At 67.3% G+C, this 12,841-nt stretch carries 7 protein-coding genes and 1 tRNA gene; 2 read left to right on the top strand and 6 right to left on the bottom strand.

The window, feature by feature from the left end; genetic code table 11:
- Nucleotides 1–77 precede the first annotated feature (77 nt).
- Nucleotides 78–1,106, top strand: a complete 1,029-nt coding sequence (gene gmd / locus ACTIMO_RS08065; RefSeq protein WP_448182066.1) for a GDP-mannose 4,6-dehydratase — start codon at nt 78–80, stop codon at nt 1,104–1,106.
- 1 nt (nt 1,107) lies between these two features.
- Nucleotides 1,108–2,073: a GDP-L-fucose synthase family protein gene (locus ACTIMO_RS08060; protein ID WP_448182065.1), complete on the top strand. Its 966-nt coding sequence runs from the start codon at nt 1,108–1,110 to the stop codon at nt 2,071–2,073.
- 361 nt (nt 2,074–2,434) lie between these two features.
- Here the strand turns inward: ACTIMO_RS08060 and ACTIMO_RS08055 are convergent, their stop codons facing one another.
- From ACTIMO_RS08055 to ACTIMO_RS08030, 6 genes are all read right to left on the bottom strand, one after another.
- Entirely contained in the window at nt 2,435–5,218 is a 2,784-nt protein-coding gene (locus ACTIMO_RS08055) for a LuxR C-terminal-related transcriptional regulator (RefSeq protein WP_448182064.1), read from the bottom strand.
- A complete protein-coding gene (locus tag ACTIMO_RS08050; RefSeq protein WP_448182063.1) occupies nt 5,218–7,884 on the bottom strand; it encodes a LuxR C-terminal-related transcriptional regulator in 2,667 nt (888 codons plus the stop codon). The genes ACTIMO_RS08055 and ACTIMO_RS08050 overlap by 1 nt, the downstream gene beginning before the upstream one ends.
- Before the next feature lie 340 nt (nt 7,885–8,224).
- Nucleotides 8,225–9,205 carry a ribose-phosphate diphosphokinase gene (locus tag ACTIMO_RS08045; RefSeq protein WP_055770265.1) on the bottom strand — a complete coding sequence of 327 codons (981 nt, stop codon included), beginning with the start codon at nt 9,203–9,205 and terminating at the stop codon, nt 8,225–8,227.
- Entirely contained in the window at nt 9,202–10,734 is a 1,533-nt protein-coding gene (glmU, locus tag ACTIMO_RS08040; protein ID WP_448182062.1) for a bifunctional UDP-N-acetylglucosamine diphosphorylase/glucosamine-1-phosphate N-acetyltransferase GlmU, read from the bottom strand. The genes ACTIMO_RS08045 and glmU overlap by 4 nt, the downstream gene beginning before the upstream one ends.
- A gap of 75 nt (nt 10,735–10,809) precedes the next feature.
- Nucleotides 10,810–10,881 (bottom strand) — tRNA-Gln (locus ACTIMO_RS08035).
- 103 nt (nt 10,882–10,984) lie between these two features.
- On the bottom strand, nt 10,985–12,805 hold the full coding sequence (locus ACTIMO_RS08030) for an ATP-binding cassette domain-containing protein (protein ID WP_448182061.1): 1,821 nt from the start codon (nt 12,803–12,805) through the stop codon (nt 10,985–10,987).
- Between the last annotated feature and the right edge of the window lie 36 nt (nt 12,806–12,841).

Raw genomic sequence — 12,841 nt, 5'->3', positions numbered from 1 at the left:
CACGTACAATAAAAATCTCACGCATCCCGGGTGCCACTTCCAGCTGGACCGACGACTAGATCATCATGGGGAACACTATGCCTAAACGCGCTCTCATCACCGGAATCACAGGCCAGGACGGGTCGTACCTCGCCGAGCTCCTCCTGCACAAGGGCTATGAAGTGCACGGGCTGATCCGAAGGGCGTCGACCTTCAATACGTCGCGTGTCGACCACCTCTACGTGGATCCACACGATCCGTCGGCCAAACTCTTCCTCCACTACGGCGATCTCAGTGACGGCTCGCGGTTGGTCACCCTCCTGGCGGACATCCGGCCGGACGAGGTGTACAACCTTGCGGCGCAGTCACACGTCCGCGTCTCCTTCGATGAACCCGAGCACACGGCCGACACGACGGGCATGGGGACGGTCAGGTTGCTGGAAGCCGTCCGACTCGCAGGTATCGACACCAAGTTCTATCAGGCATCGTCCTCGGAGATGTTCGGCGCTACTCCCCCGCCCCAGAACGAAGACACGCCGTTCTACCCGCGATCGCCCTACGGGGCCGCCAAGGTCTACAGCTACTGGATCACGAAGAACTACCGCGAGGCCTATGGCATGTACGCGGTCAACGGAATCCTCTTCAACCACGAGTCCCCTCGCCGCGGCGAGACGTTCGTGACGCGGAAGATCACGCGAGCCGTCGCCGCCATCAAGGCGGGCCAGCAGGATCACGTCTACATGGGGAACCTGGACGCGGTGCGCGACTGGGGCTACGCGGCGGAATACGTGGAGGGCATGTGGCGAATGCTCCAGGCCGACGAGCCCGACGATTTCGTCCTCGCAACGGGGGGCGAGTACACCGTGCGGGACTTCCTGCGGATCGCCTTCGAGCACGCAGGATTGAACTGGGAGGACCACGTCCGGTTCGACGAGCGCTATCTGCGACCGACCGAAGTGGATGCGCTCGTGGGCGATTCCTCGAAGGCGGAGATGAAACTCGGCTGGAAGGCCACCATCCATACCCCCGACCTGGCTCGCCTCATGGTCGACGCCGACATCCAGGCTCTCGATCATGCAGGCCGTACATGGATCGACACGGTCGACCTCGATTGCTGGAAGAACTGACATGGCCTCGTTCATCCCCCAGCCCCTCGACCGGTCGGCGGCCTTCTACGTCGCCGGCCATCGTGGCTTGGTCGGTTCCGCCATCTGGCGCAAGCTCGAAGCGGAAGGTTTCTCCGATCTCCACGGACAGTCGTCGCTCGAACTGGATCTCAAGGACCGCGAAGCCGTCTTCGAGTACATGGCGCGGGTCAAGCCGCGGTACGTGGTCCTCGCAGCAGCGAAGGTCGGCGGAATCCTGGCCAACGCCACGTACCCCGTGGACTTCCTGACCGAGAATCTTCAGATCCAGGTCAACGTCCTCGATGCCGCTCGGGAGCAGAACGTCGAGAGAGTCCTGTTCCTGGGGTCCTCTTGCATCTATCCGAAGCTGGCACCCCAGCCGATCCGTGAAGAGGCGCTGCTCACCGGGCACCTCGAGCCGACCAACGATGCCTACGCCATTGCTAAGATTGCCGGCATCATGCACGTCCAGTCGGTTCGCCGCCAGTATGGCTTGCCGTGGATCTCGGCCATGCCGACGAACCTCTATGGGCCGGGCGACAACTTCTCGAGTCAGGGATCCCACGTTCTTCCTGCTCTCATCCGCCGCTACGACGAGGCGGTGGAGTCGGGAGCCGATTCCGTCCAGAACTGGGGCACGGGTTCACCACGACGGGAATTCCTCCATGTGGACGACATGGCGGCCGCCTGTCTCCATCTGCTCGAGAACTACGACGGTGCGGAACACGTGAACGTGGGAACCGGTAGCGACATCACGATCAAGGAGCTCGCCGAGATCGTTGCTGACGCAGTCGGGTACACCGGGAGGATGCAGTGGGACACGAGTAAGCCCGACGGCACTCCGCAGAAACTCCTCGACGTCTCTAAGCTCGCTGGAGCAGGATGGACCGCGAGTATCTCCCTCGCCGACGGTATCCGCAGCACGGTGGACTGGTACCGCGAGCACAGTGGGAACGTGCGTACCTGAGGTCGCGCGCAGGACCTGTCCCCTCGCGGGCGGCCCTGCGCGTCCATCGGCGGACTCCTGAGCGCGCACACACGAATTGACCCCCTTTCTCAGGAAAGGGGGTCAATTCGTTAGCTTCACGCCTGCCGAAGACAGGATTCTGCAGATACAGTGAGTGAGGGTCGGCGGCGGCTGGGGACGAAGTCCTGGTCTCAAGAGAACTCCTACGCCGCCGACCCAGTACATGGGCGGTCCAGGGTGACCGCTGATCTCTCGGCATCCTGTCCAACACATACAACTCTAGGTCTCCGACGGAGATCGATCACGAGTAGTACCGACCCTATTCCGTCGTCGAACTACTCGTATCAATCCCCGGAATTACCTATTCGCGGCTTGTCTCCCATGAAGTGCGGACAACCTCGCCGTGGTCGGCAGTGAGTTCCTCGCGACGGCTGATGCCGAGCTTGACGAAGATGCGGTACAGGTGGCCCTCGACGGTCCGCACGGACACGGTCAGTCTCCGTGCGATCTCCCTGTTGGACAGGCCCTCGACGGCGAGGAGCACGAGCTCCCGCTCCCTGGCGGTAAGGGGTGTCACGCCGTCTGCATCGTAGGACCCATCGGCAGGGCCGCCGTCGATCCGGCTCCGTCGCCGCCGGAGAACTGTCGCCAGGGCGCGCTGGGACCGGGTATCGCCGCGTCGTGCGTACAGGTCCATAGCCCGACGGCAGGCATCGGTCGCGACCAGGTATTTCTCTCGGAGCTCGGCGCCGTCGCCCGCCGCCACCAGGGCGGACGCATCGCGTGTCACCACGGCAGACGCGTAGCCGTGAAGGATTTCTGCTTCCGCTCCCTCGAGGGATGAGGTGGTGTCCTTCAGCAGGACGGGCGCCGCTTCATCGCCGAGCACGGTAGCGAGCTCGAGGATGTCCTTCTCAGCACTGGCCCATCCGTTCCGACGAGCGATCGCGGCGAGCTCCACCAACCGGGATGCGCCGGCGTCCTGGTGGAGCAAAGAGCGGGAAGCGGCCTCGAAGGCGTGTCCGAGAAGCGCGTTCTGGCGATTCCCGTGGATCCCGACAGCCGCGAATTCCCTCGAGCACTGGTTCGCCAAGCCCGTCTCGCCGAGGGCCGCCGCGGTCCACGCGGCCACCCCCAGTGCGTAGGGCAGAAGGGACTCCTGATCCGACAATCTGAGGGATGCGAGGGCCGGGCGCAGCTGTACGAGTGCCGCGCGGAAGGAACCGCGTCGGGCCTCGAGCACGGCTCCGAGCACGGCGAACCCGCCGCCGACGAACGAGTAGTCACGATGCTCACCGGCAGCATAGGTCGCCAGGGCCCTTTCTGCCGCACGAAGATCCCCGCTGTGCACCAGCAGGTGCACGTGACGGAAGAAGGCCGTGCGGTGGAGGTCCGGCGCGTCCTGCTGGTGCCGCTCTGCTGCAGTGAGGGCGGCCGCGCCGTGCTTCTGGCCCTCGACGCTCCGCCCGAGCGCACCGAGGGCTTCAGCCAGGATCGCCCCGGCGAGGACGGTCGGACGCAGGCCGGCATCCTCCGCCGCAAGGAAGGGGCGAAGAACATCCACCGTCCTCTCGTACTGACCCAGGGCGTTGTAGGAGAAGGCCCGAGCCACGACGAGGTGGTGCTCACAGTCCCGTATCGCGTCGTCGGATGGTGTCAGCGGTCCGCACACCGCCTTCGGCCCGGACCCCGGCATGTCCTGACTCCGCCGTGGCGGGGCGATGAACTCTTCCGGCTCCCGCCGATCCTGTCGCCAGGAGCGGATACGCCTCGACCACCACTCGATGACCTCGTCGGCAGCGGCCGTCTCCTGGCCGTCGGCGACGATCAGCCGGACCTTCAAGAGCCCGGCGGCCGTCACCTCCTCCGGCATGGCCGTCGCCTGCGGATAGCCGTCCGCCGCGATCCGACACTCCTCCATGCGGCCGAGCTCCAGGAAGGCTGTGGCACGGAGGATGCGGGCCGGGTCGAGCAGGTGAACAGCCCGGACGGCACCTGCATATCGCAGGGCGGCCTGAGGATCGAGGGCGGTCAGCGCGAGCTCCGCCGCCTTGAGGAGACGCTCGTCGGCTACCGGCTCTCCGCAGTCGAGACTCCACTCGACATCCCGAATCGCAGCTGTAGCGGACAGGTCCGTGTCGGGACCCACGACCGACCTCATCTCGGCGTGCAGGATGCTACTGCGGCCGATCGGGACGAGGGACCTGCCGATTTTCCCGTAGAGCGAGTAGGCGTGCACCGCATGGGCGGGGGTCTGCTGAACGCTTCTGATGAGCCCCTCGTCGAGCAGCGCGGTCACCGCAGCCTCGCTGGTGAGCCGCACGAGGTCGGAGAAAGCCACGACACCTGCCAGCGCCACGAGATCGAAGGCCTTCCTGCCGTGCTCGTCCAGGCCGAGGGTGACCGACCGGACGAGATCGACGAGCGAGGCGGGAAGGGCGACCTCCTCGTCGTCGAGGGTCCACACCCCGTCCGGACGGGCAAGGCTTCCCCGGGCCAGTGCCTCGTCGAGGATCGCCTTGAGGAACAGTGGATTCCCTGAAGCCTCATCACGCAGGCGGTCACTCGCGCCCCGGACGATCGTGGACCCGAGCACCTGGCAGCACAGGTCGTAGGCCTCGTTCGATGCGAGGGGACTCATATCGAACCGTTCGAGGAGTCCGTCCCGGCACAGCGACGCGAGTTCATCGGAGACCGGAGTGACGGGACGGGCGAAGGCGACGAGGCTGATGGTCCTCGACGTGACGAGCTGCGCGAGGAGGTGGCAGCTGTCGTCGTCGAGCAGGTGGGCGTCGTCCAGCAGGACGAGGACTCGACGATCCGCGGCCCTGCTGCGGAAGAAGGCCATGATCCGCCGCAGGACGCCGAGTGAGGAGGCCATGTCGTCGGCCGATGCATCGATGAGGAAGGGCGCGAGTGCCCCGTAGGAGATGGTCGCCAGGGCTGATGCCGGCGTCACCAGGAACGGGATGAAATCCCCACGAAGTGACGTGACCAGATGACGGGCAATGGCACTCTTGCCCGTGCCGGTCTCACCGTAGACCAAGGCTCCGTAGACGTCGTCCTCGCGGACGGCCTGTCCGATCCCCTCGATCAGCACCGACCGGCCGACGAGCGGCACATCACCGGACAGTGCCGAGAACATCAGGAACCGATCTCCGTCGGGAACAGCTCGGCGAGTTCGGTGCGGGTGGTGATACCGAGCTTCGAATAGACCTGGTAGAGGTGCCCCTCCACAGTCCGCACCGACACGAACATGCGCTGCGCGATGGCGCGATTACTGCTGCCCTGGGCTGCAAGCGCCGCCATCTCCCGCTCCCGTGGAGTCAGCAGTCCCTGGGCCGCCACCCCCCGCCCATTCCGCAGCGCTTCGGGCAGCACGTCTCGCAGCCGGCGGTGAATCAGACGGAAGGCTGCCCGGTCGTCCTCAGCCAACGCCTGATCGCCTCCCGATCTCGCGATGTCGGCGGCCAATTGGTAGTCGCCGGATGCTGCCGCCCCCTCGACGGCCTGAATGATCAGATCGACATCCGACGCCAGGAGCGCCCGCGCGTAGAGGAGGTAGACGTCTGCGAGAGGCGCGTCGAGGTTCTTGGACAACGCCTCCAGCTCCGTGGCGGCCCGCATGCTGCCGAGCCGCAAAGCGGAGACCAGGCTGATGACGGCCCACATCGCTGCTCCCCGACCGAGATCGCCCTGGACTCGCTCCTGGAGCTGCAGGGCAGCCTCGGCGCGGCCACCGGTCAGGGCGTACGACAGCAGCTTGTAGTGCCGCACCGCGCGGCGCACCATCCAGGGGCTCCGCTGCTTCTGGCCCGACACCGGCAAATGCGACACCCGACGATCCGGTGGTCGGGTCAGGGCATGGCAGTAGGTGAGGACGGCGCCGGCCAGGGACAGCAGTCCATGGGGATCGGCGACGCGTAGCTGCTCGACGACAGGCCCGAGCAGCGCAGTCGCATCCCGCGCGCGGTCGCGTGCTATGAGATCCAACGCGACGGTGAGATCGGCGAGCGAACCGCGATGGAGCGACCATGTTCTGGAGGAAGGCCGGAAGTCGGAGAAGATCTTCCGCCCCTCAGTCCAGCTACCGGCGATGAGGAATGCGACCTCGACGCGGAGGAGCACCGCATCGGCCGCCTGGTGCGAGACCTCGGGATGAGCCAGGTTGCGAGCCAGTGCCTCGGCGAGTCGCAGCGCATCCTCCGTCGGAGCCTGCAGGACCATGGCCTCGAGCAGCAGGGATTGGAGAGCCACCTGCGACTCACACTCCTCGCGATCGCTCGACGAGGACAGTTCGGCCCGGAGGGCCCCCTCGAGGTCGGACAGATTGTCGCGGTACCGGCCCTCGAAGGACGCCAGTTCGGCACGGGCGACGCACACATGTCGACGAAGGCTCATCAACTCCGACCGGTCCCGCCCATCTACCGTGGGCTGGCCGATCCGATCGCGTTCCCAGGACACGAGCAATTCCTCGGCCCGGTCCAGCGGTGCGGCCGGTTCAGCGACGGCCTGGAGCCGACGAAGGTGACTCTCCTCCACCAGATGCCTGATCAACACCTCCCGGTCGAGTTCGTTCTCGGAAGCAGAGAGCGTCGCGGATGCGGCGGTGGCGTCCTTGAGATGTCCTTGACCGAGGGCAGCGATCATCACTTCGAGGGTGAGCGCATGTGACTCCTGTCGGAGGACGATCCTGCGGAGGAGATCGCCCGCGCGCCGGTGCTGCCCGTTCCGGTTCAAGGTCCTGGCGGCCGTGACACCCAACTGGGCGTCGACGGGGAGGCCGGCCTGAATCAGCCAGCCCACCTCGCGGGCCGGATCCTCGGCGAGAAGGCGGGCAGCTGAGGACCGGGATCGGATGTCCCGGTACAAGCTGGCCGCCTCGTCCTCGGGGACCTGTTCGGCCACCGCCTCCGCCAGGCCCCTGGTAGCGAGCAGCACACGGGGTTCGGGATGCGCCGACACCACCAGGACGCCGGCATCCTGCAGCGCGTCGAGCTCCGACGTGTCCGTGAGCCGAGCGGCGTCCCTCCACGGCAGCCCGCCGCTCAGCGCCACGAGGTCGACGATCCGCCGCTGGTTGCGGGTGAGGGTGCGCAGAAGCGGCGATGTGCTCACGACGTCGTCTTCGATCCCCTCCCGCCCGGGCAAGAGGACCCACGCCTCTCCGCGCCGCGCCAGCACGCCGCGCTGGACGAAACTCTGCAGTGCAGCTCGAGTGGCCTGCGCGTTCCCACCGCCGACGGACCACAGTGCCTCCACCCCCTCGCGGCTGACAGGAGCTCCGAGCTCCGAGGCGACGAAGAACACCGTGTCCTCGAAGGAGAGCGGCCCGAGGTCGATTCGACGGAGCGAGTTGGCCCGCCAGAGGCTCATGAAGACCGGATCCGCCCGCGCGAAGTCAGTCACGGTCATGACGGCGGAGGCTCTATTGCCGGCGAGAAGCTGACCGATCAGCGTCGATGACGCCCTGTCGAGGTGCTCGGCGTTGTCGATGGTGAAGACGATGCGCCGGCCGCCCGCCTCCTCCCGCAGATGTGCCGCGACCGCCGAGAGGACGAGCGCCGGGTGCATCACGGTACGTGGTAGCTCGGAGAGCAGGAAGCTGAGCGCACGGTAAGGGAGAGACGCAGCCGAACGCAGTCCTCTGAGGCGGACCACGTAGCTGCCCGCCAAGGAGAGCTGCAGCTGGTGCAGCAGCGCGGTCTTCCCTACGCCAGCGGCCCCCACGACGACCACGCCCGACGAACCCGGACTGCCGAGGGCCGCCAGGGCCGACTCCGTCTCCGCTGCTCGTCCGATGAAGCGCACAAGGTGCTCCGGTGGCGCCTGGACCGGGCTCTTCCAGGGCGCCCTGGCTGCAGCAGGCGGGGGGACAAGGGCGTGTACGAGACTGTGAGACCGCATGAAAGACCTACTTCTTCCCAGCTTGTGACAGATGTCAGCCTCAGCCTAGGAAGGCCAGGAAGGCTCAGCACGAGTGGGCGCTACGGGATCGTCAGCACTCTTACTTGTTTTTCACACCTAACTTTGAAGGAGCACTACTCGTCTTCCGCCATTTCCCTACGCGTTCGACCTTCTCGTCCTTGCACGTATCAGCAACGCCCACGGCGAAGCCCATCGTGGGCATCACCGGTGGACCCGGCACCGGTCAGGCGTTGCCGTCGAAGAGGCTCGTCACCGATCCGTCGTCGAACACCTCGCGGATGGCACGGGCGATCAGGGGTGCGATCGACAGGACCGTGAGCTGGGGGAAGCGCTTCTCGGAGGGTATCGGCAGAGTATTGGTGACGACGACCTCACGGGCCCCGGACTCGGCCAGTCGACGCGCCGCCGGATCGGAGAACACCGCATGGGTCGCCGCGATGATGACATCCTTGGCCCCGGCGTTCTTCAGCACCTGCACGGCCCCGGAAATCGTGCCCCCGGTATCGATCATGTCGTCGATGAGCACGCAGGTGCGGCCCTCGACCTGGCCGACGACCTGCTTGGACACGGCCTGGTTCGGAACCGTGAGATCGCGGCTCTTGTGCACGAACGCGAGGGGTGCCCCCCCGAGCCGCTCGGCCCACTGCTCGGCGACGCGCACCCGTCCGGTGTCGGGCGAGACGACCGTGACATTGTCGGCATCGACCCTCGTCCGGATGTAGTCGGCGAGGAGCGGGATGGCCATGAGGTGGTCCACGGGGCCGTCGAAGAACCCCTGGATCTGGGAGGTGTGCAGATCCACGGACATCAGGCGGTTCGCTCCCGCCGTCTTGTACAGGTCCGCGACGAGGCGGGCGGAGATCGGTTCACGTCCGCGCCCCTTCTTGTCCTGCCGCGCATAGGGGTAGAACGGCGAGACGACGGTGATCCGCTTGGCCGAGGCCCGCTTGAGCGAATCCACCATGATGAGCTGTTCCATGAGCCAGTTGTTCAGGGGCGCCGGGTGGGCCTGGATGACGAAGACGTCGGTACCACGCACGCTCTCGCCGGAGCGCACGTAGATCTCGCCGTTGGCGAAGTCGTAGGCGGAGACCGGCAGCAGTTCGGTGCCGAGCCAGGACGCGATCTCCTCGGCCAGTTCGGGGTGTGCACGCCCGGAGGCGAGCACCAGTTTCTTCTCGCCGCGTGCCGTGATCTCGCTCATGACTGACCGCTTTCCTGTGGTTCCTTCGTTGCCTGTGGGCCTGATGTGTCGGTTCCGGCCATGCTCGCGCGCGCCGCCTCGTCCGCAGCTGTGCCGGGTCGCTTCTCCGAGGTCCAGCCCGGGACGTTGCGCTGCGCCACGACGCTCAGTCCGAGCGCCCCGGCGGGGACGTCCTTGCGGATGACGGCGCCGGCACCGGTGTAGGCGCCGTCGCCCACCGTGACCGGCGCGACGAAGACCGTGTTCGAGCTGGTGCGGACGTGGGACCCGATGACGGTGCGGTGCTTGTCGACACCGTCGTAGTTGGCGGTGATGTTGCCGCAGCCGATGTTGGTGTATTCGCCGATCTCCGCATCGCCTGCATAGCCGAGGTGCGAGAGTTTCGAGCCGCGGCCCACCACCACGTTCTTGGTCTCGTAGAACGCGCCGATCTTGCCGTCCTCGCCCAGCACCGTTCCCGGCCGGAGGTAGGTGAAGGGACCGACGCTGGCCCCGTCGCCGATCCTGGCGCCGCTGCCGTGGGTCCGGGTCACGTGGGCGCCCTGCCCGACGGACACATCCGTCAAGGACGTGTCGGGACCCACGACGGCGTCCCTGGCGATCGTGGTGGTGCCGTGCAGCAGCGTTCCCGGCAGGACCGTGACATCCTCGGCCAGCTCCACGTGGACGTCGATCCAGGTGCTGCCGGGGTCGACGATACTCACGCCCGCGCGCATCCACCGTTCGAGGATGCGGCGGTTCAGCTCGGCGGCAAGATGGGCGAGCTGGACGCGGTCGTTGGCGCCCTCGACCTGCCAGCGGTCCTGCACGATCAGTCCTGCCACCCTGCCGCCGTCGTTCCGTGCGATGCCGAGCACATCGGTCAGGTACAGCTCGCCCTGGGCGTTGCCGGCGTCGATCCGGCCGAGCGCATTGCGCAGGACGTCGGCGTCGAACGCATAGATCCCCGAGTTCACCTCGCGGATGGTCCGCTGCTCCTCGGAGGCATCCTTGTGCTCCACGATGCCGAGTACCGTGCCGTCCGGACTCCGGACGATGCGCCCGTAGCCGGTGGCGTCGTCGAGCTCGGCAGTGAGCACGGTGACGGCGTTCCGGTCCCGGACGTGCACCTCGACGAGGTCCCGCAGGGTCGCGGCCTCGAGCAGGGGTACGTCGCCGTAGGTCACCACCACGGTGCCCCCGATGGTTCCCTCCCTCGCGTCCAGGGCCTGGAGGGCCACCTGCACCGCACGGCCGGTCCCCGGGACGTCGTCCTGGTCGACCAGCAGGGCCTCGGGATCGACACCCGCGACGTGCGCGGCGACGAGCTCGCGCTCGTGCCGGACGACGACGGCGAGGTGGTGGGGGTCCAGGCCCCGCGCCGCGGCGAGCGCGTGACCGATCATGGACCGACCGCCCAGCGGGTGGAGGATCTTCGGTGTGCGGGACTTCATGCGGGTCCCGGCTCCCGCGGCGAGGACGATGACCGCCGCCGGCTTCTGGGCGGTGGACGCCGCCGGCGTCACCGTCTCTTCACTCTGGGGGCTCACGAAGCGGGCACTCCTACCTGTGGTGTGGTGGCCGGATCCGCCGTCCGCGAGGGACCGGTACCGGGGCTTGCGCCGTTCCGCCCATAGGATTCGAACCTATACTCCACAGCTCCAAAGGCTGGGGTGCTGCCATTACACCAGGGCGGACCATGCGGCAGCTGGACCCCGGCGCGGGGCACCTGCGCACGGTTATCTAGTTTGCCACGCCCCGCACCCTTCGGCGAGCCGATCACCCGCCGGCGGCGCCGGCCTACTCGCCCAGGACCTCGGCGGCTTCCATCCACTGGCCTTCCAGGTCCTCGATACCGGCCTGGAGCTCTTGAAGGCGCGTGTTGAGCCCCGCGATCACCCCGAAGTCGGCGTCGGACTTCGCCCCGGCCTCCTCCATCTGTGCCTGCAGCTTGCCCTTCTGGGCATCGACCTTGGAGATCTGCCGTTCGATCCGTGCGAGGTCCTTGCGCGCCTGCCGGAGATCCGCTTCGGACGACGTCCCTGCCGATCCACCGCTGACGGCCGGGGAGGCGGCGCTGCCGGTGGCGGTCATCGGGCCCGCGGCGTTCCGCAGGTCGAGGTACTGGTCGACGCCGCCGGGGAGGTCGCGCAGGCGCCCGTCGCCGAGCAGCGCCATCTGGGAGTCGGTCACGCGCTCGAGCAGGTAGCGGTCGTGGGAGACCACCACGAGGGTCCCCGGCCAGCCGTCGAGGACGTCCTCGATGGCGGAGAGCGTGTCGGTGTCGAGGTCGTTGGTCGGTTCGTCGAGCATCAGCACGTTCGGTTCGCCGACGAGCAGGCGCAGCAGCTGCAGGCGACGGCGCTCGCCGCCGGACAGCTCGCTCACCCGCGTCCACTGCTTCTCGTTGGTGAAGCCGAGCTGCTCCACGAGCTGGCTCGCCGAGACCTCCTTGCCCCCGACGGCGAACACGCGCTTCTCCGACTCGATGACCTCGATGACCCGCAGGTCGTTCACGTCGTCGAGCTCACGGACCTCCTGCGACAGGACCGCGGTCTGGACGGTCTTGCCCTTCTTGACCTTGCCCGCCGTCGGCTGCAGTTCGCCGTTGAGCAGGCGCAGCAGGGTGGTCTTGCCCGAACCGTTCACGCCCACGAGCCCGAGCCGCTGCCCCGGCGCCAGGCGCAGGGTGATCCGGTCGAACAGCGTCCGGTCCCGGCCTTCGCCGTCGGTGATGGCGAGGCTCACGTCCTCGAGATCCAGCACGTCCTTGCCGAGCCGGGACATGGCCATCTTGCTGAGCGCCAGGGAGTCACGCGGCTCGGGGACGTCCGCGATCAGTTCGTTCGCCGCCTCGATCCGGAACTTCGGCTTCGCCGTGCGGGCCGGTGCGCCGCGCCGCAGCCAGGCCAGTTCCTTCTTGACCAGCTGCACGCGCTTGGACTCGACGACGGACGCCATGCGGTCACGTTCGGCCCGGGCGAGGACGTAGGCTGCGTAGCCGCCGTCGAAGTCGTCGACCATGGCATCGTGCACCTCCCACGTGTGGTTGCAGATCTCGTCGAGGAACCAGCGGTCGTGGGTCACCACGAGCAGCCCACCCTCGGTGGGGCGCCACCGCTGCTTCAAATGCTTCGCGAGCCAGGCCACGCCCTCGACGTCGAGGTGGTTGGTGGGCTCGTCGAGCATGATGACGTCGTCGTCACCGATGAGGAGCTTCGCGAGCGCCACGCGGCGCTTCTGCCCGCCGGACAGGGAGGAGACGCGGGCGTGCCAGTCGACCTCCGAGACGAGACCGCCCATGACATCGCGGATCTTCGGATTGGAGGCCCACTCGTGGTCCGCCTGGTCGCCCACGATCGCGCGACCCACCTCGAGGTCGCCGTCGAGCACGTCCGACTGGTCGAGGTAGCCGACGGACACGTCCCGCCGCTTGGTGACGCGGCCTGAATCGGGCACGCTCCGCTGGGCGAGGAGGCGCATGAGCGTGGACTTGCCGTCGCCGTTGCGCCCCACCATGCCGATACGGTCGCCGTCCTCGAGCCCGAGGGACACGGTGTCGAGGATGGTGCGGGTGACGAAGGCGACGCTGAGGGATTCCGCGCCGAGGAGGTGTGCCAAGAAGATGCTGCTTTCGGTTGAGCGGTGTGGTGTGCT

This window comes from Arthrobacter sp. CP30 (assembly GCF_053470025.1).
The sequence above is the reverse complement of the archived record's forward strand: the minus strand, read 5'-3'. Positions and strand labels throughout refer to the sequence as shown.

Bases quoted from the DNA above. Each gene is read 5' to 3' on its own strand.
- gmd (WP_448182066.1), top strand. From the start codon at position 78: ATGCCTAAACGCGCTCTCATCACCGGAATCACAGGCCAGGACGGGTCG.
- ACTIMO_RS08060 (WP_448182065.1), top strand. From the start codon at position 1,108: ATGGCCTCGTTCATCCCCCAGCCCCTCGACCGGTCGGCGGCCTTCTAC.
- ACTIMO_RS08055 (WP_448182064.1), bottom strand. From the start codon at position 5,218: ATGTTCTCGGCACTGTCCGGTGATGTGCCGCTCGTCGGCCGGTCGGTG.
- ACTIMO_RS08045 (WP_055770265.1), bottom strand. From the start codon at position 9,205: ATGAGCGAGATCACGGCACGCGGCGAGAAGAAACTGGTGCTCGCCTCC.